The organism is Ruegeria sp. CDSC079, assembly GCF_059610505.1.
The window spans coordinates 107,750-133,404 of the sequence record NZ_JBXWNT010000002.1; the positions used below are offsets into that span (position 1 = coordinate 107,750).

A 25,655-nucleotide genomic window follows, 5' to 3' on the forward strand; every position below is an offset into this window, starting at 1 on the left:
CGATTCATACCTTGGGCAACCTAAACCATTTATTTGTTAGGTTAATGGATTATATGGTCGGTAAATTTCCCGACCTCTGAATGATCTTGACCGTACAGCTGATAACTCTCGCTGATTTGGTCGGACAGGCAAATCACGGGTAGATGACAAAATAACTTTTGTACCGCTGACCCAGCTTCCAATCAGCTGGCTTGAAGCGAGTTTGACCGACCAGAACTGGACACGTTGCAGGGGTTGCGACTTCAGCGGCTCGACGCATTCCCAAGCTATTGGCAGCCAGATTTCTTCGATTTCCCACATTTATCTAATTACTGTTATATGTGAATTCTTCAAACGACGAGGACAGGATGAACTCACTAACTAGAATAACACGTGGGATAGGCGTCGCTTTCAAAGACGGTAGAGTGAAAGGCATTCTTGCCTTCACGGTTGGAATGATTTTATGGGCCTCGGTCTTTTACCACTTTGTCGAGGGTTGGAGTTGGCTCGACTCAATCTACTTTTCTGTAGTGACAATTTCGACCGTAGGGTTTGGTGACTTCTCACCTGAAACCGCGGCAGGGAAGATCTTCACAATGATTTACATCATCGTGGGCCTCGGTGTCTTCGTGACCGCGGCGACCACAGTGGCAGATACAATCTTGTCCCAAGACGACAAAAAAGCGGACTAATAGACTGCACTCAAATGAGCCAGACCGAGTTCCTGCACAGGCATTGGCCCGTCTGTGCATCTCAAACCGCGGCCTGGATTCATTTGCGCCTTCAAGCTGATAGATGATCACTAAAACTCAAAAAAATATACATATTATGTTTTTTGAGTATAACATTCAAAAAATATATGGAGGGATGGAATGGAAAAGACACAGGACGCAAAGATTGTCGATCTAGCGATACGATTGCTCTTTCTCGGACTATTTCTCTACAGCGCTCTGGTCATGGTGGCCCCGCTTGCAAGCGTGGTTATCTGGGCAACTATCCTCTGTGTGGCGCTTTACCCGGCATTTGATTGGCTGCAGTCCAAGCTGGGAGGTCGGAAAAAGCTTGCCACAACGATCTTGGTTTTGCTGGGCCTTGTTCTGACCCTCGGGCCTGTCGCAACTGCGGTGTCTGGTGCTGCAGAACTAGGGGCTGAATTCGCGGAACAAGCTGACAAGGGTGAGTTGAAAGTCCCCCCTGCGCCCGAGGGCCTCAAGGAATTGCCATTGGTTGGAGACAAAATTTCCGATGTCTGGGGGATGTTTGAGCGCAATCTTGACGGCGCGCTTACGAAATATGGCGCGCAAATCCTTGAGATCACCAAGTCGCTGTTTGGAAAGGTGTTGGGCATCGGCATCGGGCTTCTTGGCTTAGCTCTGTCCGTATTGATTATGGGGGCGTTGTTCAGCCCCGGGCCAAATATGGTCCAGGGTCTTCAGCGCTTTGCCAACCGTGTTTTCGCTCCGCGCGGTGGAGAATTCGTAACACTGGCAGGCGCAACAATTCGGAACGTTACAAAAGGCGTGATTGGCGTAGCTGCCATTCAAGCGGTCTGCGTTTGGATACTGTTGGCTTTGTTTGGGATTTCTTCGGCCGCCACGTTGGCATTCATCTGCCTGATACTCTCGATTATCCAAATCGGGCCCGGATTGGTTCTTATACCGGTAATTATCTACGCATGGAGTTCCATGTCCGGCGGAACTGCTTTGATCTTCACCATACTGGCTGTTCCCGTCACTATAATGGACAGTTTCCTAAGACCCGTGTTCATCTCAAAAGGCCTTGAGACTCCGATGTTGGTCATCCTCATCGGTGTTCTCGGAGGTATGATGGCGTACGGTCTGATCGGTGTCTTTATGGGGCCGGTTCTCTTCGCTGTCTTCTATGAGCTGTTCAAGGTTTGGATTGATACCTCGCCCGAAGCCGAGGGCGTTGCTGATGGTACGACGAAATGAGGAAAACGATATGGACAACCCTGGCTGTCATTCTGATTTTCCTTGTCTGGTATTTGGTCGCTGATCGGAAAACGCCATTTACCGGGAACGCCAGAGTAAAAGCCGTGGCGACTCAGATCGTCCCTCAGGTGACTGGCACCGTGACTGAAGTATTGGTCGAAAATGGTCAGATTGTCTCGGCCGGAGATGTCCTTGTCCGGATCGATGCGCGACCCTACGAGATTCAGCGCGACAAAGCGGAAGCTGATCTCGAAGCAGCCACTCAAGAAGTCGGCGCATCTTCGGCAGAAGTAAGAGCGGCACAAGCCAAACTAGCAAGGGCGCAGAGCGATCTGGATACGATGCGCATTCAAACAGAACGCGTATTTGCGCTCGAAAAGAAAGGGTTGATTGCCGTCTCAAAGGCCGATGATGCGCGAGGGCAACTGGCAGAGTCCGAGGCAAACTATGAGAACGCAAAAGCAGATCTGGAAAAAGCAAAACAGAGACTTGGTGACGACGGGATTGAAAATCCGAAAATCCAGCGCGCGTTGGCCGCCTTGGCGGATGCAGAGCTTAACCTTGAGTGGACTGAGTTGCGCGCTCCGGCGACAGGTGTCATCTCTAATTTGCTGATAGCCCCCGGAACATATGCGCGATCCGGTCAGGATCTGTTGACGTTTCTGGACGCAACTGACGTCTGGATTGAGGCGTATTTTTCCGAGAACAACCTAGGAAGAGCCTCGATAGGGTCTCCGGTTGATGTAGTGTTGGACATGCATCCAGGTCAGGTTATTCCGGGCGTCATTGAGAGCTTTAGTTCGGCGGTTTCCCTAAGCGGCGGTGATGTGCCCGGGCAATTGGCGAGCCCGCCAAGCACCAAAGGTTTTTTACGAGAGCCTGAGAGATTCCCAGTCAGGATCGTTTTACCCGGCTATGAAGCCGGAAGCACCGAAGACGACCTTCGCTTTCAGTTGAATGGGCAAGCCGATGTGATCATGTACCTAAGCGACAACTCGTTGCTGAACCTCGTGGGACGTACCTACATTCACGTGGTTTCAATTCTGTCCTATGCGTACTGAGGACCAACGCTCTGTCACCCGGCTTGCGCTGGGTGTTACCGGCGTCTTTTCATTGGGCCTATTTCTTGGGTGGCCGCTTGCCGTCGTTGGGGCGGTGTTCGCCGCCCTTTTTCTGCAAGCACCTGCCGCATTGCCTTTGACAGCATTTGCGAAGCTCTTTGTCTTCTCTATTGGATTGATGTTCATTTCGTTCCTGATGTCGTCAATCTTCTCACCATATCCGCTTGTATTTCTGATGCTGGTGGCGATTGGAATAATCCTGTCTTTCATGTGGTCAGTTTCCGGCGCCGGAGTATTACCCGGTGTCATAGCTCTCATGGGGGCATTGATGATCCCAAACTTGGTTCTGCAATCCCAGGATCTGGCCTTGGTGCTTGTGTATTGGATACCTTTGAATCTGCTGTTTGCGGGCTTTGTATCGACGCTAATGTTCGCGCTGATCCCCGCCGAACCTCAAACAGCGGCCCAGAAGAAGGCCGCATCGTCGCCGAACTTCGACCCACATCGCCGAATAGTCAGGATGTCGCTTGTAACAGTGCCGTTTGCCTTGGCGTTTTTTGTTTCCGGCGCATCTGCACTACTTGTTTTGTTTTTTGTCGCCCTGCTGAGCCAGCAACTTGCGGCAATGCCCGCTGCAGGCAAAACAGTTGCAAAAGCAATGCTGACGGCAAACCTTCTTGGGGCGGCAGTATCCATCATTTGCTATGAGATAAACGTAATAGCTCCGGTTATTCTAACGCCCATTCTGCTGTGTTTTTTCTTTTGCCTGACACTCGGAGCACTCGGTAAATCTCAAGCCCCACTCGCCGCCGCTGCCGGCTCTGCTATTACAACGGCTCTGATTGTATACGGCGGGTCGGTTGCACCGTTTTCAGACGAGGCTGACGTCAAGAGCATCATTCGAGTTTTGCAAGTTGCCAGCGCCGCCTTCTTTGTAATCATCGCATATGTCGTGGTAGATGAATTCTGGCCGGAAAAAGAGCGCCAGGCGGCTCAATGATGTTTGTTGCAACAAGGCTTGGCGCTGAAACCGACAGAGTTCTCAACTTGACCAATTCTACTTAGGGTCAAGATTCATAACCAGTACATAACGGTTGCCTCGAGTGCGAAGGCTGAGAGGAAGACCTTGGGACTACGGTCATAGCGTGTCGCCACGCGCCTCCAATCCTTGAGCCTGCCGAACATGATCTCGATCCGGTTGCGACGTTGTACTTTCGCTTATCGTATTTGACCGGTGTCTTGCGTTGCATACGGCCTGGGATGCAGGCGCGTATCCTTTTGTCTTTTAACGCTTCACGGAACCAGTCGGCGTCATAGCCGCGATCCCCGAGCAGCCAATCCACGTTTAATATGCTGCTGAGCAGAGCCCGAGCATCGATGTAATCGCTGACCTACCCGGCAGTAACAAACAGGTTGAGCGGGCGACCTTAGCTATCACAAATAGCATGCAGCTTGGTATTCATGCCGCCTTGGTTCTGCCAATCAGGCGGCCACGCCCCTCTTTTTGACGCCCAAGCTGGACGCCGTGCGATGGGCTTTTAGATATGTGGCGTCGATCATGACCATCTTCTTTTCACCGTGCTCGGCAGCCAGACCAGCCTTCATCCGTGCGAAGATGCCTTTCTCTCTCCAACGCTTCCACCGGCTGTAGAGCGTCTTTTGAGGTCCGGATTCCCAGGGCACATCTCGCCAACGCAACCCATTGCGATTGATGAAGATAATCCCGCTTAGCACCCTTCTATCATCGACCCGTGGCCTACCGTGCGACTTCGGGAAGAAAGGGGAAAGCTTGGCCATCTGCTCGTCTGTCAGCCAATAAAGGTCGCTCATGTCATCGCTCCATATTTGGAGCTGTGAATCACGCAGCGCAGCGAAAATCAATGCATCCTGAGCCTAACATAGATCCAAGCGAAAGCTTCCTTCGCACCAAAAGTCAATTCATGGCAAGCGTTGTTGAATGGCCGCTAACCGAGACTGTGAATGCTTTCTATCCGAGAGTAGCGAACGGCGGGTAGGCTCGCATCAACGAAACTGCAAATTCTTGTCTTGAAGGTCCGCTTTGGGCTGCTAGCGGCCTATGGTGTTTGCTGCGGAGAATTGCAACACTGAACCCAAGGTGTTCATGTTGCAATAGGAATGAGCGGCAGCGACAAATCAGGGTACAGACATCAACGTTGTGAGCAGCGGTTCGTTTTGACCATGCGACGTGCTGATGTCACGCAGCGAACGTAGCCCCACCGCGATCTTGGAGATCGTTAGGCTTCTTGGTCGCTTTGCCTGCAAATTCAGGCGATGTTCAATGTCCCGAATTGGTTTTCGCTACACTGCAAAGCAGATCAACATGTTGATCCAACCAATCTTCGTCCAGTGCCTCGTGACGTATGAGTTTGCGGAAATATGGTGCAGCGACTGCTAGTTCTATGAGTTGGTCAACCGGGATGTCAGCGGTGATCTCACCGCGGCCTATTGCGGCTGCAAATACTGCTTCAACACTTGCGAACCTGTCTTTCATAAATTCAGTGATCACCAACCTCGCTTCTGCATCGTTGGACGCAGCAGCGACCACCTGAGGCGCGATTTGGCCCCATGGCGTGTCATTCAAGGCTCCCATCAGTACACCGAGTAGCCAGCGCAGGTCAGATCGTAGCGGGCCATCGGTTTTGGGCGGTATGTTCTGCGGTGTTGCGATGCGCCTGAACGCTGCATCACGCAGACTACGCGCATCTGGCCAGTGTCTGTAAAGTGTGCTGCGCGAAATGCCCGTTGCCTTCGATACTGAGCCATGAGTTACGTGCAGCACGCCCTCATCCATTAGTATCTTTTGCGCAGCATCAAGCGCGGTCTGTCGTGTGGCGATCAGCCTAGGATCTTCTTTCAATCACTCCTCCTATAGAACAATTTGTTGCATAGTAGAACACTTTGTCCTAAAAGTATGGTCGACCAACACCTAAATCCCAATACTCAATTCCACAAACACGTTTTGTCAAAATGGGAGCGTATCAATGTTCAAAGTGGCAGCAACCCCGCTGGCGGTACTCTTATCGATGGGCGCGACAACCGCATTGTCCGAGAGTGGCACTTACGAGCTGGATCCTGGACACAGCCAGGTATTGTTCAGCTACAACCACATCGGGTTCTCAGAAACATATGGAATGTTCTCAGGTTTTAGCGGTGAGATTGAGTTCGACGAAGATGATCCGTCTGCCTCATCTGTCACAGTGTCTATGCCTGTAAAATCCATGATCACGGGCTGGGATGCCCGTTTGCAACACTTCATGTCCGATGACTTTTTTAGCGCGAGTGACGGTGACGTGGTCACATTCGCCTCAACCAGCATTGAAGTGACCGGGGACAATTCCGCGAATATTTCTGGCGACCTGACCATGAATGGCGTCACCAAACCTGTTGTTCTGGAAACAACGCTTAACAAGTCAGCACCATACCCGTTTGGCCCAAAAGAGGGCACGCCAACCTTGGGGCTGGCAGCCACGGCGACTATCGTGCGGTCTGAATTCGGACTTGGGGCGTTTGCACCTGCGGTGAGCGACGAAATAGAGCTCTTGATCAATATCGAAGCGTTAAAGGCTGAATGATGTGTGCAAGTGCGCTGAAACTGCACGGAGTGCTCTTTCTTAACTTTTGACGGGGTTGCCAACAATATGGATATTTTCCCGAAGATATTTGCTGTTGTCGCAGTAGCGGCAGTCACGAGCCCTTTGGCATATGCGCAAGAGTACGCGTTCCCGGAGCGCACCTCGCCCCGTCCGGAAACAACAAGCGGCGTACCGCATACTCAGATTGGTGTCGAAATTGATGCCGATTTGGCCCAGCTATTGCTGGAGCGAGTTGCGCAATTCCCAGGGGTCACACTTGGCCCCACACGCATATCACTACCTGGCGCGATTGGCTTTCAGCTTGATCCCGACATGTTGTTGTCTCGACCGAGCTCTATCGTCGGTGGGTTTGAGTTTGCGCATTTGCATCCTGATGGCAGCTTGCACGCTTCGCTCGACCCAGCATTGGCGCGAAAAGCAATTGAGGCTGGCTGGGCCGTAGCTCACCCTTGGGCTGATCAACGCCCCGGATGGAGCGGCTTTGTCATGATCTATACTCCAACCACACCAGAAGAGTTGGAATTCGTCATCGATCTGGTCGAAAGTTCGTACACCTTCATCACCGGCAACACCTTGGGTTAAACCTGTTTTGCCCGAAAGTGTGCGGTGGCGCCTGCTTCCTTAAAGAGTGCTGTTTCAGCTTGCTTGCTTTTCACGGTCAATTTCTTTCTTACATTCTTGCCGTGGCGAAGCGCTCGGAGCGTGCGTTCAAACCTTCAGCACCAATAGTAACTCCCGTCCCGCGCAGTTGAATTTGCAAAGCTCAGTGGCAAATGCCCGCTTTGGGCTGCGACCAACTAATTGAACTGATCGCAGAGAATGGCGTATCTGCGCCCAAAGCGACCATTCCGGTATCTAATTACAAAGTGGGTGTTCATGTCTTTGGGCTCACTTCACGGGTTTTTCGGTGAACCGGCGAACTGCGAGGACCGAAGCAGCATAATCCCCCAATGAAATCCCTCTGAAAGCAAAAGCCGCCGGTTTATTGCGTGCTCGGACGTCGACTTTGCCAGCGACCAATTCCGTCAAGTCGCCAGCAATTTGCTCGTATTGCAACATCGGCTTGTCGCTTTCCAGCTCCTGCAAACGGTCGTCGACAATTACCGTTTTGAAACCAATCATGTGCGCCGGCACCCACGGGATGCACGCATCAGTTATGGTGGCGAAGGCAGTCGGCTTCAGCCATCGGGCATCCAAGAAGGGTTCAATGGAGTAGTCCAACGTTATCGATGTCACTATCAGATCGGCATCACTCAAAGCGTCCTTGGCATCGGCGCATGTTTCAGCTTCGAGACCCATGCCCCTAGCATAACGACAAAGCTTGTCGGCATTCTCTTTACCTCGCCCGAACACGCGGATTCGTTTCAAGGGAAACAGTTCTGAAAACGCAGCTAGATGGGAGTGAGCCTGCACGCCCGCGCCCACAAAAGCCACTGTCTCGGCATGAGGGTCAGCAAGCCGACGCGCTGCCACCACTGACAGAGCCGCAGTTCTGTTTGCCGTAATCCAATTCGCTCCCAAGACCGCGCGAAGCAGTCCGGTTTGCGCATCCATAACCATGATGGCACCGTTTATCGCGGGATAACCCCTCGCCGGATTTTCCGGACACACTGTAACCTGCTTGGTCACGATGAATCCATCATCTCCCATTGCCAATGTAGACATTGCGTAGCGCCCATCGCCGGGCAAAATGACTGTCTTGGGAGAAGTGTGAAGCTTTCCGTCTGCCTTGGCTATTAAAGCAGCCTCGATGGCATCGGCAACTTCCGAAGGTTGGATGCCTAAACCCCCGAGGTCGTCGTCAGACAGATAAATTAAGGCGTTCTCAGAAGTCACAGAGTCCCTCACTTAAGCAATTTGGCTTTTTGACTGAGTACATTGTCTTCGGCAGTTCTTCCTATCGGTTTACCTTCACAGAAGTATTTTGGCTGTAACTTTTGATCGCCCGATCCAATGCGCAGAAAAAAAGCGCCTTCATTTTTCTGAAAATGTGAACCCAGTCGAACGCCTGCTTCGTCCATTAGGCCGACTTTGTGCGGTCTGAACCAACCCGATGACCTACTGAGATCGTCAGACGACAGGTTCGGGCCCATTGGTAGTTAAAGTTGCGAATTGTTCAAACGACACTTTGCAGATCAGATTCCGGGCGACTTCAGGTCGGGATCACTATCCGACACACCAACCCACCCAGCGATTCAGAGCGGTCCAGATCTAGTCTGGCATCGTAGGCTTTCAGTAAGTCGACCGCGATCGCCAGCCCAAGCCCGCTACCAACGACCGAGGTGTCCAGTCGTCCGCCGGATCGCAAGGCTTCGCGGTGGGCGTCTTCAGGAATTCCCGGACCGTCATCCTCGATACTGATTTCGATACATTTCTGCTTACGTTTCGCGGTCAGCCGTACCGTGCTTCGACACCATTTGACCGCATTGTCCAGAAGGTTGCCCAAAATCTCTTCTATGTCCTGCGTATCCATGCGCACCCAAAGACCCGGATCGCCATCAATCTGCAGCGATTTGCCTTCGCGGTCCGCCATGGCCGAGAACAGCCGCGCCAGGCGCTTGATGGAGTTAGACAGATCGGTCCGCGAATGGGTCAGGTCAGCAGCGTTCAAAGCCCGCAGCCTGGCCAGAGATCGACCAAGTTGAGCATCGATCCTGTCCAGCGCCTCTTGTGCGGTATCTGTCACCGCTCCGGCGTTGGACAATGTCACAAGTTCATTGCGCAATATGGCTGTAGGAGTTTTCAATGCGTGTGCCAGATCTGCGGCCTGGCGGCGCGAACCCGAGACAATCTCGCGGTTCCGACGCAACAGCTGGTTCAGGTCCTCGACCAATGGCGAGACCTCTTCGGGGTAATCTGTTGGCCTAAGGTCTTCGTCTTGATCCCAGCGATGGGCCACATCCGTACGCAGCTTTCGCAATGGTCCCAGAACAACTGAAATCAGAAACAACGAGCCGGCTAAACCGATCAGGCCAACTAGGCCAAACACCGGCAGCAGGCTTTTCTGCGCCGCGCGCCGCTCGGCCACGAGTTGAGCCTGACTTTCGGCGACGCTGACGCCCCATACCGTGCCATCTTCATAAGTGATCTTCTGAAAAGCGCTGCGCAGCACTTCATTCTCCGGGCCGCTTGTGTCCCAGAGTGTGGGGATATCGGGAATGCCGGGGGGTTCCGCGATGACCTCATCAAACAGCGAGCGAGAGGTGAAGACCACACCGTCGGCGCTGCTGACCTGCCAGTACCGTCCGGAATAGGGGGTGCCATAAGCCGGGTCAAATATCAGATCCCGTAGGGCATCCGGGTTTTCGGTTGTGACATTCAGCCCGACAACCAGCTGTGTGTGACGATCCAGCAGCGCAGAGTCGAACCGGTTGGACACCCGTGCATCAATGTATGAGAAAACCGCCAGTGTGCCTACGCCCACAGACACTGCCCCAGATGCAATTCCCCCCAGCAATGCCCGTTGTCGCAGCGATAACATCAGGCCGAATCGATCATATATCCACGACCTCGAACCGTTGTGATCAGGTCAGTGCCAAGCTTCTTGCGCAGACGGGTAACAAATACGGCGATAGTGTTCGAATCCCGGTCTCCATCGTATTCATAGATATGCTCTGAAAGTTCTGATCGTGAAATCATCCGACCAGAATTATGCGCCAGATAAGTCAGCACCGCGATTTCTTGAGCAGTCAGGTCTACCGGCACGCCATCGGCTGTCACCCGGCCGTTACGGGTATCCAGAATGACGTTTCCCATTTCAATCACGGGATTCAGCTGTCCACTTTGCCGTCGCAGGATGGCGCGAACACGCGCGGCCAGTTCGGGCATGTGGAACGGTTTGGTCATATAGTCATCTGCGCCCGCATCCAGGCCGTCGACCCTTTCGCTCCAGCCATCGCGGGCAGTCAGGATCAGCACCGGTGTTTTGACACCCTCGTTGCGCCATTCGCGCAGAATCGAAATGCCGTCGCGCTCTGGAAGGCCGAGGTCAAGGATGATCATGTCATATGGTTCGGTCGCACCCAGATGCAGGGCGTCGAGCCCACTATTGGCGACATCCACAACGCGGCCTTCTGCGTTCAGGAGTTTTTTGATCTGTTCGCAGAGGTGCGGTTCGTCTTCTGCCAGCAATACTCTCATACTTAGGGACTATAGGCGAGCGAATGGAAGTATAACCATTACTTTTTGCCCCCGCCGTTACCTCCGCCATTACCACCGGAGTTACCGCCGCCGTTACCACCGGAGTTACCGCCGCCGTTACCACCGGAATTACCGCCACCGTTACCACCGGAATTACCACCACCATTGCCACCGGAGTTACCGCCGCTGTTGCCTTTGTTTGCAGATTTCCCCTGCGAAGCGCCCTTGCCGGATTTACCCGGCGCAGCGCGGGCAGCTTCAGAAATCTGGCGGCCAACAACGGATCGGTTGGAGACAACAACACCCGTCTGAGCGTTGACGATGACACTGACGATTATACCATCCGGTTTCTTGACGAGAATACGGTAATATAGCCTGTCAGCCTGAAAGGCGCGCGCGTCAACTGGCGTTCCACCAAAAGCCTTTTCAACGCCTTTGATTACTTTTTTCAAACGAATGGCACTGCCTGAGGTTGTCGCCTTGCGCAACTCGGATTGCGTCAACTCACGTGCAGCAGCCTGTCCCTCTCCGGGGTGGAGAAAGGCAAGTAGACAGGCAATGGCAATAAGCTTTTTCATCCTTGTCACTCATTACTGTGAAAACGCCGGCTCAATCTACCGATTTCTATGTGAACCTACGGTGAACAGCCAGTTACGCGTGGGTTCAACGATGATGGGTTTAGATCAGGGGTGTCGGATTCTGTTTTCGGCACCCAGTTTTTGCGTCTGCTCGCCGCTGATTACCGTGACAGACGAGAATCGCACCTGATGAACGAGGACCATTATGAACACCAAACCGATCAACTTGCTAAAAGCCTCTGCTATTGCCATCGCCCTGCTGGGCTCGACCGCGATTGTCGGAGCTGTCGCGTTTCCTGATGCTGCTTATGCCAAAGGAGGCAACGGCGGCGGTAACGGAAACGGCGGCGGCAATGGCAATGGCGGTGGAAACGGCAATGGTGGTGGAAACGGTAATGGCGGATCTGGTGCGTCCATTAGCGATAGTGATAAAGCGGCCGGAAAATCTAACCGGAAATCTTCCAACGCTGGTAAGTCAAAGTCATCGGGAAAAAACAAGTTTTCCTTGAAAGACCTGTTTGGGGGCAAAAAGACCAAAGCCAAAACCGCAGCCGTAAAGACCGTACGCAAAAGTCAACCAGTGGATCAGGTGACCAAAGCAATTCGCCCCGCCCCGAAACCAAAAGGGTACAAGATGGCGGATCTGCTTGGCGTGCACCCATCTGAACTAGGCGCACTGAACGCCGCCAACGCTAATGAGAATGCTCTCAAGAACGCCTCTCCTAATTCCCGTGTAGGCCGCATCGCCGCATTTCGTGACGCAGTTCTGGCCGGAGATGAATTGCGTGAGGAGCTTGCGGAAACACAGGCACAGCTGGATGGCATGACCCCGCCGGACCGCCCGGTCTCTGAGATCGAAGAGGACCTTGATGCGGCTCTGACAGATGTTCAGGAGAAGCAGGATCGCGTGAACGAGCTTGAGGACGCTCTTGCCGATGCCGGGGGCACAGATCCTGATATTGAAGCAGAGCTTAAGGACGCCAATGACGAACTTCAGGGAGCCCTCGATACGGCCGAAGACCTAGGCGCCGAACGGCAGGCTGCGGTCGACTACAACGATACGGTGGCAGAAGTCGATGCGCTGACTGAGGCTGTAGAGAATCAACCGCAGACCGAGCGTGAAGCGTTGGAGGCTGCCGCCAACAAGCCTGTGACGGATGAGGTCGAGGCTGCCGTAAAAACTCTGCTTGGTCTTGAAAGCTGATTGCTGATTGTCCAATCAATCACCAGGTCAAATAGACCCGAGCCAGCAGGCATAACAACATCACAAATAAAAAAACCCGCTCCGATCCGGAGCGGGTTTCACTACATCCCAGACAACACCACGTGACTTGGGATATACGCAGACGTTCTGTTGAGAGATCAGACGCCTCGTTTCGCCTCTTTTAGCCGCTCATTGTTGAATAGTTCAGACAGTGCATTTTCGATAGGAGGGAAGCGACCGTTGCTCGAATTTGTGATGCTTGACAATTCACCGCCTGAGACGGTGCGCGAGGATTGCATTGCTGTAGGAATGCTAGGCGCACCCTCATTGGCAGTATTGATCATGCTGTTCCCCTTCAGTGCATCCGGGCACGCATTGATCGGCCCTGAGTAAGGAAGTATGAACGATAACGGTTGAACACTCTGAGAATACATTGTTCACGTTCGGTTAATGTTGTTGCGTATGAGTGGACAAACTGGGGGGCATTGACCGCCATATAAGAAAATGCTGCCATTTTGGTTTTATTTCCCGATGGCAGCTTTGTCCGTATGGCCACTGTCCAAAGCTCCACAACACTGCATCTTGGATTAAGGGTCTGCTTCAAGTGCATTGCCGCCGTTTGTAGGGCTTGTTGATGCAAGCGCGGCGAAGGTCTGCCGTGTGGCCTTCCTGCCAAGTAGCCTGTGGCACGGCGATTGGAGGCCATCGGTCTGGATGCACGTTGTCAACAAGATTGGGCGGCAACTTTATTGGGATTCACGCGGCAATTCACTGGGAATACGCAGAGCAGGCAGAAAAAGCCCTGAAAAAGGCGTTGGATCGTGAAGAACACCACAAACGGAAGCAAAATCGCGAGTATCAATCTCATCTTAAATTACCTTCTGATAGTTAGACCGCTATGTTCTCACGAACATGGGCGTTGTTGCATATCTCTCGCAGCGAGGGATTCACAACGCGAATCCATAAGGTTAAACGGTGTGGATGAGTAAGCCATCTTCCGCCCGTTAACGCGTCACGAATTGGTCCGACTACAATGCTGCGCTTAAGGAGCGCGGCTCACTTCCTGTCTGGCTGGACAAGGACATGACCTGGCTCGCGGCGCACGAAGGTCGGCCTTGTCACAGCCGGTCTTTTCGAATGCGGCGATCCAATTCTGCCTGTCGATCAAGGTGCTATTCAAGCTGCCACTGAGACAGACAGCGGGGGTGACCGCTGGCGTTGATCAGCTTCGTTTCGTAGCCGGCTTCTCTGACCACATCGTTGATAAATGCGCAATCTTAGCCGTTTGGCCTTCTGGGGTACCGTAGGCAATCAGCACAGTCATTCCGATCCTCCTGCAAATCGGTTCGAAAAACGCACCAACTATGTCGAAACAGCTCGTTTCGGCCCTTGATCCCAATCAAAAGTGCCTGTCTTGCCGAGTTATTTGGGCGCGGGTGAGGCACCCATTGGCTGGCTTATGCGGTTTTGGAAAGCGCGAAAGCTACAGTTAACCAGAATGCACTGCGTATGGTCATTGCGCCGACCGTTCGCCATTCAAACGGCGTTCCACTAAGTGCCACTAGTATCAGAACAACGAACACCATTAGTGTAGATAAGCCAAGCAACCAGGCAATTCGTTGTGCCCAGATTGTGGATTTATAGAGCGCAAAAGCGCCTAACAAATAGATAAATCCAGCCAGAAAATTGAACCAAAGCACGAATGGAACTGCATCTCCGACTGCAGCACTGGCAGCAGCGCCCCCAAACAGGGCTGTTCCTCCTGAGAAAATGGTAAGGAGACCAAAGAGTGCTGCGGCTATCGTAACTGGGCGAACCCAAGGCGGAGAGGAAGGCATCGTTGTTTTCCTCAGAAATAAGATTGAATCTCGTGTCGTGGGCAATCTACCAAACGAACTGAAACGCACGCCCCTAATAGCAATTCTTCTCGCCATTTCCCTTGATCTTTATCATTGGGCTTAACTTGATACCCTTTGAAAAAATGTAGCGTCTGCGCGAGGTTTTTCGCAATAATTATGCGCTGTTACCCCTTTGAGATGACCCGTTTGCAACTCCTAACATTTTTCAAAATTGGTTCAGTTACCGTATATCTTCTGGAAATAGACGGACGACTACGCTCGAACCTGCAGTGAAATGTGTTGATTTGAGTCAAAGTTAACTACTGCAAGCTCGCCCATACTAACCCCTCACTAAGGAGGGAGTGCAACATGTTCAAAAAGATCGTAGTTGGCTTGGATGGATCTGAGGCGTCAGAAGCAGCTCTGCGCGTTGCCTGTGATATTTCAAGCAAATATGGCTCCCAAATTCACCTTGTTCATACACCTCAGCCCCAAACCGTGGCGTTCGCAATGGGCGCATTGGCTGGCTATCACGCCGTCACGACAATGCCTTCAGACGAAGAGGTGCAGCAGGCAGCAAACAAGATTATTTCCTCTGGTAGAGAGATCGCCGAAGAGTACAATCAGACGGTTTCGCAAACGTATACCCAACGCGGTGATCCCGTAGACCAGATCATCGCATGTGCCGAGCAATGCAAAGCTGACCTGATTGTGACGGGCCGCCGTGGATTGGGAAGCATTAGTAGCCTAATTCAAGGGAGCACCTCTCTAGGCATCAGTCGGAATGCCACTTGTGCTGTTTTAACCGTTGCCTGAATTTCAAACTTGGCCCCAATCGGCGCTAAACGATGAGGATCGAAAAGTTCTGCGTTGAGATCTCGCGAAAGCGGAAGCTGAAGTAGACCTCATGGGTACCTATGGCCATGACCGCGCGCCAAACTGTGTTAGGTGGAACTATCCGAACTCAGAGGGAACAGATAGGCTTCCGGTTTTATTTGCGCGTTAGTTCAAAGTCAGAAGACAGGCTTAAACTACCTGCTACGTAAACTCGTGCCAACTCTGGAGCGCCACATGAACCCCCCGGCCCTGTTCGATGCTCATAAACCCGCTGAAATTGCAACGTTAGTTGAGACTGCCGGGGTCGCAAAGGCAAAGCTGCCACTAGCACCAATGTTCGTTCTTGCGATGCTGGCTGGAGCATTCATAGGGTTTGGCGCAGCGGCCTATACGATGGCGGTCACGGGGGCAGACAGCGCTTCGGGGCCGATCCGCGTTCTGGGAGGAGCAGTGTTTTCTCTGGGCCTTATCCTGGTGATCGCAGGTGGTGCAGAACTGTTCACCGGCAATGTTCTGATGGTGATAGCAGCGGTCGATCGCAAGATACCGCTGCGGCTGCTGTTCCGAAGCTGGGGCATCGTCTACGTTGGTAACTTCGTGGGTGCCGTTGTGCTTGCATTAGCTTTCGCCCTGACCGGCTTGCTTGATGGGCCGATGGGTAGCACTGCCATAAGGGTAGCCGATGCCAAAGCGGGGTTGGAACCGATGGAGGCTTTCGCCCGCGGCGCATTGTGCAACGGGCTGGTCTGCCTTGCCGTATGGCTGTCCTTCGCCGCCCGCAGCGTCGCCGGAAAAATTCTAGCGGTCTTGTGGCCCGTCTCTGCATTTGTGCTGCTGGGGCTCGAGCATTCGATTGCGAACATGTATTTCTTCCCGCAGGGCTGGGCAGCGGGAGCAACAGTGCCGGTTTTCGCAGCGGCGGCCAATCTGCTATGGGTCACTCTGGGTAACATTGTCGGCGGGGCGGGAGGAGTTGCCTTGGCCTATTGGTTTGCTTATCTTGGCGGATCCAAACGGTAAGATCTGCTTCTTCGATTTAAGCACCCACCGGAGCGGAATGAACGGAAACAGATGGTTCTGAAGGCGTTGTCTAATAGCGCACTGGCTGAAGACGGCGCCGGGAATTGGGCCGCTCATTTCCACTGTGCAAGTCGTCCTCTCGATCCTGATCTGAATCCTTCGCGAACATCTAATTTTATTGATCCCTGTCAAGATTGGCAAAGGTAAGATGTGATACAGTTGAGGCTGAAATTGGGGGGCTATTATGGAAGAATTAGTCGAGATTGGACGAACATTCGTTCAGGCAATGCGGGATCGCAGAGGTCTTGCAAACGTTGGTGAAATGTATGCAGAAAACGCTCAATCTATTGAGGCGGTTGTGCCTCCGGTTCGACAGTTTCGCATCACCAAGGGCCGGGATGCTATCAAGGGAAAAAGAGAGGACTGGCTGGCAGCTCATGAAATCGTCGAATTCGACGTGGATGGCCCCTATGTTCATCCCCCAAACCGCTTCGGTGTACGATATAAGGTTAACGTAACGCAGAAGGCTACAGGGCAACACATGACCTTGAGCGAGATCGCAGTTTATTCGGTAGCAGATGGGAAAATTGTACTTGAAGAGTTCTTCATGTTGCCGAAGTAGGAACGACAGCCAGCAACGCTGACGCAGTGTTGGTTTTACCTGAACGTTGGAAGCGTGACTCGTAAGAGCTTTGACACGACAGATGGACAACTGGGCATTTATTTCGACTACGGGATGCTTGCCCTTGCGCATCATTGCGACCAATTTGGCGCAGCCGTCATAGAGAGTCACACCCCGAAAGCCTCATTGGGCCATGGATGTGGGTCAACAACCAGACCTGTGCCTCAATTTCGTACCCGATAAGCACTTGGACAATCATCAGATAGAACCTGTTTGATCCAACTCAAGGCATCACTTCGAGAGCGAGCTAAATTAGAATAGAAAATTAACTAATGTGCGCGGGGCCATGAGAAAGAACGTACGCGCAATTCTGATCGCCATAGCGCTCCTACTTGCAGGTGCAGCTGTTTATTTTTTCGTCGCAGAAGACAGTGATGAATTGCCGGCTGGGTTTGTACAGGGCAATGGGCGGATCGAGGCTGAACAAGTAGAAATCGCTCCAACCTTTGCCGGGCGCGTTGCTCGGGTCATAGCAGCAGAGGGCAGCCTGGTTGCTTCGGGTGAACTGCTGGTTGAAATGGATACAGATGAATTATCTGCAGCCCTTGACCGTGCCAGTGCCCAGGTTGCGCTGGCGCGCCAAACCAAGGCCGAAGCCGAAGCCGTGGTCATCCAGCGAGAAAGCCAGCAGCGTCGCGCTTCGCAGGAGCTTGACCGGGCCAAGGCGTTGCTGGCCGGTCAGAATATCTCGATGACTGTCTTTGAGGATCGTGAAACCGCGTTTCAGGTTGCGGATGCCGTGCTGGGCGCGGCCAAGGCCCGGGTTGCAACGGCGGATAGCCAGATTGCCGCCGCAGAGGCCGAGGTGCGCCGGATTGCGGAACAAATAGAGGATGGTTCCCTCATCGCTCCCATGCCGGGGCGTATTCTGTATCGACTGGCCGAGCCCGGTGAGGTCGTTGGAGCGGGCGAACCGATCTTGACGTTACTCAGTTTGGAAAACGTCTATATGGAGGTCTTCCTGCCTGCACGCGAAGCGGGGCTATTGCCCATCGGTGCCGAGGCGCGCATCGTGCTTGATGCGTTGCCGGAATTTGCCATCCCAGCAACCGTAACCTTCGTCTCTCCCGAAGCTCAATTCACTCCCAAGCAGGTAGAAACTTTGAGCGAACGGGAGCAGCTGGTGTTTCGCGTTCGGGTTCGCATTCCCAGGGATTTGGTTACGGCGCGGATTGAGCATGTGAAGACCGGCCTTCGCGGCATTGCAGTGATCCGACTTACTTCCGATGGCGCGTGGCCAGACGATCTGGATAGACGAATTCCACCCGAGCTGTTCGAATGAGCGCCGAGGGGGGCTCATCGGGTTTCTGCATCAACGGTGTCACACACACGTACCGACAGCATGTTGCGTTGGATAACCTTTCGCTGGTTCTGCCAACTGGCCAGCTTATCGGATTGATCGGGCCAGACGGGGTTGGCAAGTCAACGCTGCTGGGATTGATTACCGGCGCAAAGCAACTTCAGTCCGGGGAAATTGATGTTCTCGGGGGATCGATAGGTGACCGCGCGCACCGTCACCGCGTGTGCCCGGCGATCGCATTTATGCCGCAGGGGTTGGGCCGCAACTTATACGCGGAACTGTCTGTGCGTGAGAATCTCGAGTTCTTTTCACGTCTTTTCGGACAAGGGCAACAGGAGCGTGAAATCAGGATCGCGGCCTTGCTGTCAGCGACCGGACTTGCGCCCTTTTCGGACCGGCTTATGGGCAAACTTTCGGGCGGAATGAAGCAGAAACTTGGACTGTGTTGTGCGCTGATCCACGACCCTAAGTTTCTGGTACTGGACGAACCGACGACCGGAATTGATCCCCTGTCGCGGCGCCAATTCTGGGCGCTGATAGACGCGGTCCGAGAAGAAACGCCCGGTCTCTCCATACTGGTTTCAACGGCCTATATGGAGGAAGCCGAACAATTCGATTTTATAGTAGCGATGGATGCCGGTCGGGTGATATTTCACGGCCCCCCTGCCAAGCTGAAGGGTAAAGCCCGGGATCTTGAAACATCTTACAGGCAGCTACAGGCACGAGGGGAACCCCGGTTTGTGTCGAACAAGGTACCTATGCACCATCAAGGCGCAGACGCGGTAATCACGGCGCGTGGGTTGACCCGGTGCTTTGGCGATTTTACTGCCGTCGACAACGTCGAATTCTCGATCCACCGAGGCGAAATCTTTGGCTTCCTCGGATCAAACGGCTGCGGCAAGTCAACCACCATGAAAATGCTGACAGGTCTTCTGCCAGCAAGTGAGGGAGAGGCGCTGCTGTTCGGCAGACCGGTGGATGCGCGCGATCTTAGGATGCGCCGCGAGATCGGGTATATGAGCCAGGCATTCTCGCTTTATGGTGAGCTGACCGTTCAACAAAACCTCCAGTTGCACGCCCGCATCTTTGCGATCAAAGATCGTGTAGAACGCATTGATGAATTGGCCGAACGTTTCGGCCTTAAGGCACATATGGGCACGCTGGCGTCGGCGCTTCCGCTGGGTATCAAGCAGCGTCTTTCCCTTGCCGTCGCCGTGATCCACCGGCCTCGGGTGTTGATCCTGGATGAGCCAACCTCGGGCGTGGACCCCGAGGCGCGCGACTCGTTTTGGGCGCTGTTAATCGAGCTGTCGCGAGACGATGATGTAACGATTTTCGTCTCGACACATTTCATGACCGAAGCAGAGCGCTGTGATCGCGTTTCTTTCATGCATGCAGGCCGGGTATTAGCTGAAGGTACACCAGATGAGTTGATCGCAACGGCGCAGTCGGACAGTCTGGAAGGTGCGTTCATCTCTGTCCTGGAGGCCGTCGAGCCGCCTGAGCCGGTAGCAGCACCCAAAATTTCGGTTGATGCTGTCAACCCGGGCGCTGCCGGAAGTATCGGGCGCATACTGGCCTATGCACGGCGCGAAACAACCGAGGTTCTGCGCGATCGCGTCCGTTTGGCTTTTGCTTTCCTTGGCTCGGTGATCCTGATGTTGGTCTTTTGCTATGGGATCACTTTGGACATAGAAGACCTGGATTTCGCGGTGCTCGACCTGTCTCAATCGCCTGAGAGTCGTACCTATATCGCCGAGATTTCTGGTTCCCGCTATTTCAACCCCACGGTGCCTCTGGCCAGTTTTGAAGACGGCCGCGAGCGGTTGGCCAAAGGAGACATCTCGCTGGTTGTCGAACTCCCACCCGATTTTGGTCGCAAGTTGCGCGCCGGCGAGCCAACTGAAGTCTTGGCAATTGTGGACGGTGCGATACCGTTCAAGGGTGAGACAATAGAGGGCTATGTGGCCGGGCTTCACAGTACGTTTCTGGAAGTAATGGCCCGCCAAAGTGGCGAGCAGTCGGTCGAAATCGCCCGCATCGAACCGCGCTTCCGATACAATCAAAGCTTTGAAAGTATCGCTGCAATGGCCCCTGCCATGCCTGCGATCCTGTTGATAATGCTGCCGGCCGTTTTGATGGCTGTTAGTGTCGCGCGGGAGAAAGAGTTGGGCACGATCACCAATTTCTACGCAACGCCAACGACGCGGCTCGAATTTCTGGTTGGCAAACAGATCCCCTACATTGTGATAGCGTTCGTCAATTTCCTACTTTTGGCAGCGATGACGATCTTCATTTTTGGCGTGCCCCTAAAAGGAAATCCGGTGCCGCTTGCAATTGGTGCTTTCCTATATGTTTGGGCAACCACATCTTATGGATTGCTTATTGCGACCATAACGTCGAGCCAGGTGGCCGCAACTTTTGCCACCGCTATCGCGTCGGTGGTGCCGACCATTCAATTCTCCGGGCTGCTACAACCGATCTCGACGTTGGAAGGCGGCGCTCAGACGATTGGATCGCTTTGGCCTTCATCCTATTTCCTGCATCTAAACGTCGGCGCGTTCACCAAAGGTCTTAGCTGGGATGCACTTGCCCCCGACCTTCTGGCCCTAGCCTGTTTCGGGCCCGCGCTAACCTTGATCGCTGCACTGTTACTCCGAGCGCAGGAGAAGTGAATGCAACGATTGTCCCGCATATTCTGGCTTGGTTTGAAAGAAATGATGAGCCTTCGGCGCGACTGGGTGATGATGGCGCTGCTTGTCTGGTCATTCACGCTGGCGCCCGTAATGGAGGCAACGGGCGTTTCAAACTCGGTCAACAATGCATCCATTGCATTTGCCGACGAAGATGGCTCGCCGCTTTCACGCTCGCTTGCCTCAGCGTTTTTTCCGCCTGAATTCCAACCCGTTGTTCAGATCGCACCGGGCACCGGGGCCGAAAAGATGGATGCAGGGCATTTCCTGTTTGTAGTCGCAGTGCCACCAGGGTTCGAGAAAGATGTTCGAGCCGGGCGCGCGCCAGAAATTCAGGTTTTGATCGATGCGACAGCGATGGAGCAGGCCGGAATTGGAGCAAACTACATCATCAATATCTTGAGCGCCGAGATCCAGCGCTTTGCCATCGGTGCAGAATTGTTAGACCCGCCGCCCATCGATATCATTGTGCGCAGCGCATTTAATCCAAATCGCGACACTGTTCGTTTCGCCGGTATCGTCGCGTTGATCGGCCAAATCATGTGGCTGACCACAATCCTTACCGGTGCTGCCATGATCCGTGAGCGCGAGCATGGAACAATCGAACACCTGCTGGCGATGCCGCTTACCCCATTTGACATTGCGGTCGCCAAGATCTGGGCAAACGCTGCGGTGGTTCTGGTAGCGACCGCCCTATCGCTGACCTTTGTTATGCAAGACTTCCTGGGGATCAGCATCGCGGGATCGAAGGTGTTGTTTTTAATTGGCACAGCTCTCTTTCTCTTCACGGCGACGGCGCTTGGGGTGTTTCTTGCGACGATTGCGCGCTCAATGGCTCAATTCGCACTTTTGGTTATGCTGACGGTGCTTCCAATGTTGATGCTGTCAGGAGGAGAGACGCCAATCGAAGCGCAGCCCGGCTGGCTTCAGATCGGAACATCTATCCTCCCATCCCGCCACTACATGTCAGCCAGTCAGTCCATCATTTTCAAAGGTGCCGGGATCGAGACGGTCTGGGCAGAGTTCGTATGGATGGCGTGCTTGGGCGCGATCCTTCTGGCAACAAGTCTGCTGCTTTTTAGACGCTCGGTTGCGCAAGAGACCTAAATAAGTTTTTGCACCTGAGCAAAACTAGGCGGCTGACAGAACACCCGCTTGCGTAAGATCAATGGCCGCGCCCGTATTTTGGCACAATACTGCCTCGCCGTTATAGCACTAAAGGAGGAGGTTCAGATGCTTGAAGGCAAACAGTCCCAGCAAAACATCCAAATCAAGGACCATCGATTGACACTACGTGGCCAGAAGAAGATCACGCACGTTCACCATGATCGGGTCAACATGTATAGAAGGCCTGTCGGTCATTGGACCTCTCCTGATAGCATCACCTATTTGCAATTAACTCGACGGTAACAATTAACCGCCGGAGAACCGCGCCCGGGCATACTCTGATTGTGTGCTTTATTGCCAAACGTGGAAGTTTCGAGGTTGCCCATGATAGAGTGGGTATAGCGCTATTAAACAGAGATGGGCCATGCGGACACCGGACCAAGGCGACACAGGAGTTGATACAGGTAATGTCCGTGCATTCCTGGAGAGCTTGACCGGCCCGTCTCGTGGGACTGTAGTCTGGCTTGCCGACAACGCTGTGTCAGCCTCGGTTAGTCCGGACCGTACCTTGAGGCTGAGACCGAAAGAAGATGTGCCAGCTTATGACGAAGACATTGCGACTCTTCAGTGGTCAAATGACGGTTACACGTTAAACGCGTTGTCTGATCGGAATATCTGGGTCAATGGTCACAAGGTCGCTTCGGTTGACCTCAGGCACGGCGACATGATCGAATTCGGCGAAAAAGGCCCGATGTCCCGCTACAGGGTGTGCGACCACTCATTCCCTGCACATCGCACGGTCGAGGATATCCTAAGCGACGCGTACGCATATGCGAGAACAAGCCGTCGACCCTTTCCAAGAAAAATTTCCGGTGCACTGCGCGACAGTGGGCGTCGGCTAGCATCACAAACCACAATTCTCTTCAGGATCACCGTTATTGGCGCAATTCTTCTGATCGCCGTATTTGGGTATTTACTGTTTCAGAACGACAGGAAGCTGGCGGACAGCCTGGAACGAGAATCCCATAAGATCGAAGCGGTTGCCGTTATGCTGGCACAGACCCGGGAAGACTCGTTGACGCCAGAGGATTTGGGTGCACTCAAAGATGCTTTCGAGAGTCAGGTGCTGTCCACTGAGCAGCGTCTTGGCACGCTGGAGGAACGCGCAGGCGCATCAACGCGGATTATCACAGCCTCTACACGTTCCGTCGCGTTCGTCCAGGGCGCCTATGGATTGCGGCAGATCAAAAGCGGGAAATTGCTGCGGCATGTGGTTGGCCCCGATGGAAAGAATCTGCAAACGCCATTTGGACAACCGTGGCTCGAACCAGATGCGATGGGCGAACCTGCTGAGTTTCAGTTTACCGGAACCGGGTTTCTTCTACAGGACCCGCCTCTGTTGGTGACCAACCGTCATGTCGCCTTGCCCTGGACCACTGGCGACCGTGCACAAGCCCTTCAGGCCGCAGCGCTGGAGGCCGAGATGCTGAGTTTGCTGGTCTATTTGCCTGATCAAACTGTACCAATTAAGGCTGTCTTGCATAAAGCAAGCGAAACCGCAGATCTGGCGCTTCTCTCTATCGACTCCACACGCGTTCGGGGACTTGGGCTGTTACTTGCAGATGAGCCGCCGCGAGCGGGAGAGGAAGTTTTCCTGCTTGGATATCCAACCGGCCTGAAGGCTCTTATCGCGCAGGCCGGTCCGGGCTTTCTGAAAACGCTAGAGAATAAAGGCGCCGTGGATTTCTGGACAATTGCGACCCATCTTTCGGAACAAAATAAAATCCGGCCCCTGGCCAGCCGGGGAATCGTAGCCCAGACCAGTCCCGGCGCCATTGTTTATGATGCAGAGACCACAACTGGAGGAAGCGGGGGACCTGCGTTGAACCGAAACGGTAAGGTGGTTGCGATCAACGCCGCAATCTTACCCGAGTTTGGTGGTTCGAATATTGGCGTTCCGGTGTTGCACCTCAAGACACTTCTCAATGAAAGCGACTGATCCGCGTATTCATTCGCCTGTCCGATATGGTGAATTTTGCACAAGAAAAACCATAATCAGTGGGACTATGACAGAGATCAGGCCCACGGTAATCAGCAAATTCCCCAAGTGGCTATAGTCAGCGATGGATGCAACTGAACCCGTTCTGGGTTCGGTCACGACACGAGTCACGACAAATACCTGGTTTAGGTATTTCGTGCCCAAGCTACTTGCCGACAATGCCATATTGGTGAAAGACGCCATGACAGCAAAAAAGGTCGCCTTGAGATGTGTCGGGGCGTTGCGTGCGATCCAGGCCAGCATCGGGACCATCGCGATCTGACCCAGCGGTGACTCGACGGCTGTGTCGAGTATGGCGATGAACCTTGCATCCACAACCCCGCCTGTGTGCGCGGCCGTCCATTCATGCACTCCGTAGTATAAAGCAAGGTTAGGCAGGGCCAGCACTCCGGCGGCAATGGTGAGCAGTACCACCACCTGCGCGATGGAACGACTGGCCATAAACGGCCTGAGGATGATCAGGCCAAGCAGTGCTAGTAGTGAGGTCAGGAGCGCCAGAATTGCCAGAAACTGTTCGTCGAACCCAAGCTCGTCGATTTCGAACCAGGTCAATCCCGGACCAGGCAACGGGACCGCGCGAAAAACGAAAATGATTGTCGCCGTCCCGATCAGAACCTTGGCCTGTTTCGACTCCAGTTCCCTTAGCAGCCGTGACATGAGATAGAGAATGACCGTGAGCGAAACCGCAAAAACAGTTTCTTGCGCAAAGGCGAAATTTGCGGTTCCCAACACAACGCTGAGTACAACAAACGCGAGACCTCCCAGCAGTATTGGCCACCTTACTTCGGTGGCTTGATCCGGTTTGTGTGGAAGGTGCCCAAGACTAACGAGGCGACGCTGTATCAGAGCATGAAGAACCACTCCGCTGATCGACAGAAAGGGGACAACCAGAGCGACGAGATAGACCTGACCATAAAGAACCAAACGATCGCTTTTATCCAGATCCTCCGCGCCCGAAAAAATCCAGATGTTAACCGCTGCGACTCCCGCAAACCCGGAAATGATCGCAATCCTGCCCAGGGTCTGCATGGTAGTGTGGCGGGCACGAACTTCTTCATGCGTAAACGCGTACCCGTCTTGGTTGGTTTGTGGTACCGCTTCGACCGTCATGGCATCTGCCACGACGTCCTGAATGGCATAACCAGAAGGTGCCAGGATCAAGGCAACGACATACCAATGCTCAGGCAGCATGGCCCCGGCCATCTGGGCAGGCGCGGTCACAAGTCCATACATGATAAGCAACGAGGCCGTGATAAGAGACGCGCCAACCAATATCAGCAGCGATTTCCAACGCCAGAACAGATCCACCAGATGCCCAAGCGGCATTTTCAAAATCCAGGGCAGCCCGGCCCAAAATGCCAACCCCGCCACGAAAGCAGCAGATAGATTCAGATTGTCCTTGAGGAAAAACGCGCCAACGACGGATGTCAGTCCCGAAACTCCGGCCGCGAAGTACACCATCAACGGTGGCATGTAGGACCACTGTAGTTGCGCGACCAGATCAACGAATGTCCGGTGCCACCATTCAGAGAGCCGCCTTCCAAGTGTAGGTCGATCAGTGTTCATACGTCATTCGGATCCCGTTCTGGCG

At 53.6% G+C, this 25,655-nt stretch carries 23 protein-coding genes and 2 pseudogenes; 16 read left to right on the top strand and 9 right to left on the bottom strand.

Going from position 1 to position 25,655, the window contains the following annotated elements:
- Nucleotides 1-404: 404 nt before the first annotated feature.
- From AC2FIC_RS03805 to AC2FIC_RS03820, 4 genes are all read left to right on the top strand, one after another.
- Nucleotides 405-671: a potassium channel family protein gene (locus tag AC2FIC_RS03805; protein ID WP_246097203.1), complete on the top strand. Its 267-nt coding sequence runs from the start codon at nucleotides 405-407 to the stop codon at nucleotides 669-671.
- Nucleotides 672-851: 180 nt separating this feature from the next.
- On the top strand, nucleotides 852-1,931 hold the full coding sequence (locus AC2FIC_RS03810; RefSeq protein ID WP_281995029.1) for an AI-2E family transporter: 1,080 nt from the start codon (nucleotides 852-854) through the stop codon (nucleotides 1,929-1,931).
- Entirely contained in the window at nucleotides 1,928-2,992 is a 1,065-nt protein-coding gene (locus tag AC2FIC_RS03815) for an HlyD family secretion protein (RefSeq protein ID WP_496691973.1), read from the top strand. Before AC2FIC_RS03810 ends, AC2FIC_RS03815 begins: the two co-directional genes overlap by 4 nt.
- Entirely contained in the window at nucleotides 2,982-3,992 is a 1,011-nt protein-coding gene (locus AC2FIC_RS03820) for a DUF2955 domain-containing protein (protein ID WP_496691974.1), read from the top strand. Before AC2FIC_RS03815 ends, AC2FIC_RS03820 begins: the two co-directional genes overlap by 11 nt.
- A gap of 74 nt (nucleotides 3,993-4,066) precedes the next feature.
- On the opposite strand, the pseudogene AC2FIC_RS03825 reads toward AC2FIC_RS03820, so the two are convergent.
- Nucleotides 4,067-4,822, bottom strand: a pseudogene (locus AC2FIC_RS03825) (IS5 family transposase).
- Between the two features lie 466 nt (nucleotides 4,823-5,288).
- The gene (locus AC2FIC_RS03830) at nucleotides 5,289-5,870 is read right to left on the bottom strand and encodes a TetR-like C-terminal domain-containing protein (RefSeq protein ID WP_496691975.1); all 582 of its coding nucleotides are present in this window, start codon (nucleotides 5,868-5,870) and stop codon (nucleotides 5,289-5,291) included.
- Between the two features lie 124 nt (nucleotides 5,871-5,994).
- Between AC2FIC_RS03830 and AC2FIC_RS03835 the strand changes: the two genes are divergently transcribed.
- Entirely contained in the window at nucleotides 5,995-6,585 is a 591-nt protein-coding gene (locus AC2FIC_RS03835) for a YceI family protein (RefSeq protein WP_496691976.1), read from the top strand.
- A gap of 66 nt (nucleotides 6,586-6,651) precedes the next feature.
- Complete coding sequence (locus AC2FIC_RS03840) at nucleotides 6,652-7,188, top strand: luciferase domain-containing protein (protein WP_496691977.1); 537 nt, start codon at nucleotides 6,652-6,654, stop codon at nucleotides 7,186-7,188.
- A 306-nt stretch (nucleotides 7,189-7,494) separates the two neighbouring features.
- Here AC2FIC_RS03840 and AC2FIC_RS03845 read toward each other — a convergent pair whose 3' ends face one another.
- The 5 genes from AC2FIC_RS03845 to AC2FIC_RS03865 form a co-directional block, all read right to left on the bottom strand.
- Nucleotides 7,495-8,442, bottom strand: a complete 948-nt coding sequence (locus AC2FIC_RS03845) for an ornithine cyclodeaminase family protein (RefSeq protein ID WP_496691978.1) — start codon at nucleotides 8,440-8,442, stop codon at nucleotides 7,495-7,497.
- 8 nt (nucleotides 8,443-8,450) lie between these two features.
- Nucleotides 8,451-8,627: a hypothetical protein gene (locus AC2FIC_RS03850; RefSeq protein ID WP_496705695.1), complete on the bottom strand. Its 177-nt coding sequence runs from the start codon at nucleotides 8,625-8,627 to the stop codon at nucleotides 8,451-8,453.
- Nucleotides 8,628-8,758: 131 nt separating this feature from the next.
- A complete protein-coding gene (locus tag AC2FIC_RS03855; RefSeq protein WP_496691979.1) occupies nucleotides 8,759-10,030 on the bottom strand; it encodes a sensor histidine kinase in 1,272 nt (423 codons plus the stop codon).
- A gap of 56 nt (nucleotides 10,031-10,086) precedes the next feature.
- Nucleotides 10,087-10,746: a response regulator transcription factor gene (locus AC2FIC_RS03860; protein ID WP_142636050.1), complete on the bottom strand. Its 660-nt coding sequence runs from the start codon at nucleotides 10,744-10,746 to the stop codon at nucleotides 10,087-10,089.
- 38 nt (nucleotides 10,747-10,784) lie between these two features.
- The gene (locus tag AC2FIC_RS03865; RefSeq protein WP_496691980.1) at nucleotides 10,785-11,324 is read right to left on the bottom strand and encodes a PepSY domain-containing protein; all 540 of its coding nucleotides are present in this window, start codon (nucleotides 11,322-11,324) and stop codon (nucleotides 10,785-10,787) included.
- A 205-nt stretch (nucleotides 11,325-11,529) separates the two neighbouring features.
- Here AC2FIC_RS03865 and AC2FIC_RS03870 point away from each other — a divergent pair, with 205 nt between their 5' ends.
- From AC2FIC_RS03870 to AC2FIC_RS03880, 3 genes and pseudogenes are all read left to right on the top strand, one after another.
- Entirely contained in the window at nucleotides 11,530-12,528 is a 999-nt protein-coding gene (locus AC2FIC_RS03870) for a hypothetical protein (protein WP_496691981.1), read from the top strand.
- 255 nt (nucleotides 12,529-12,783) lie between these two features.
- A complete protein-coding gene (locus tag AC2FIC_RS03875; RefSeq protein ID WP_496691982.1) occupies nucleotides 12,784-12,921 on the top strand; it encodes a hypothetical protein in 138 nt (45 codons plus the stop codon).
- Between the two features lie 588 nt (nucleotides 12,922-13,509).
- Nucleotides 13,510-13,748 (top strand): annotated as a pseudogene (locus AC2FIC_RS03880) (transposase); the annotation flags it as partial.
- A gap of 237 nt (nucleotides 13,749-13,985) precedes the next feature.
- Here AC2FIC_RS03880 and AC2FIC_RS03885 read toward each other — a convergent pair.
- On the bottom strand, nucleotides 13,986-14,366 hold the full coding sequence (locus AC2FIC_RS03885; protein WP_496691983.1) for a hypothetical protein: 381 nt from the start codon (nucleotides 14,364-14,366) through the stop codon (nucleotides 13,986-13,988).
- Nucleotides 14,367-14,735: 369 nt separating this feature from the next.
- Between AC2FIC_RS03885 and AC2FIC_RS03890 the strand changes: the two genes are divergently transcribed.
- From AC2FIC_RS03890 to AC2FIC_RS03920, 7 genes are all read left to right on the top strand, one after another.
- Entirely contained in the window at nucleotides 14,736-15,182 is a 447-nt protein-coding gene (locus tag AC2FIC_RS03890; protein ID WP_496691984.1) for a universal stress protein, read from the top strand.
- A 255-nt stretch (nucleotides 15,183-15,437) separates the two neighbouring features.
- Entirely contained in the window at nucleotides 15,438-16,223 is a 786-nt protein-coding gene (locus AC2FIC_RS03895; protein WP_496870018.1) for a formate/nitrite transporter family protein, read from the top strand.
- Between the two features lie 244 nt (nucleotides 16,224-16,467).
- Entirely contained in the window at nucleotides 16,468-16,845 is a 378-nt protein-coding gene (locus tag AC2FIC_RS03900) for a nuclear transport factor 2 family protein (RefSeq protein WP_142636034.1), read from the top strand.
- Between the two features lie 346 nt (nucleotides 16,846-17,191).
- Nucleotides 17,192-18,187, top strand: a complete 996-nt coding sequence (locus tag AC2FIC_RS03905) for an HlyD family secretion protein (RefSeq protein ID WP_142636032.1) — start codon at nucleotides 17,192-17,194, stop codon at nucleotides 18,185-18,187.
- On the top strand, nucleotides 18,184-20,880 hold the full coding sequence (gene rbbA / locus AC2FIC_RS03910; protein WP_496691986.1) for a ribosome-associated ATPase/putative transporter RbbA: 2,697 nt from the start codon (nucleotides 18,184-18,186) through the stop codon (nucleotides 20,878-20,880). The genes AC2FIC_RS03905 and rbbA overlap by 4 nt, the downstream gene beginning before the upstream one ends.
- Nucleotides 20,881-22,005 (top strand): ABC transporter permease, encoded by a 1,125-nt coding sequence (locus tag AC2FIC_RS03915; protein ID WP_496691987.1) that lies wholly within the window; start codon nucleotides 20,881-20,883, stop codon nucleotides 22,003-22,005. It begins immediately after the preceding gene.
- A gap of 424 nt (nucleotides 22,006-22,429) precedes the next feature.
- Nucleotides 22,430-24,004 carry a trypsin-like peptidase domain-containing protein gene (locus AC2FIC_RS03920; protein ID WP_496691988.1) on the top strand — a complete coding sequence of 525 codons (1,575 nt, stop codon included), beginning with the start codon at nucleotides 22,430-22,432 and terminating at the stop codon, nucleotides 24,002-24,004.
- Nucleotides 24,005-24,013: 9 nt separating this feature from the next.
- On the opposite strand, the gene AC2FIC_RS03925 is transcribed toward AC2FIC_RS03920, so the two are convergent.
- Nucleotides 24,014-25,630 carry an MFS transporter gene (locus tag AC2FIC_RS03925; RefSeq protein WP_496691989.1) on the bottom strand — a complete coding sequence of 539 codons (1,617 nt, stop codon included), beginning with the start codon at nucleotides 25,628-25,630 and terminating at the stop codon, nucleotides 24,014-24,016.
- Nucleotides 25,631-25,655 lie beyond the last annotated feature (25 nt).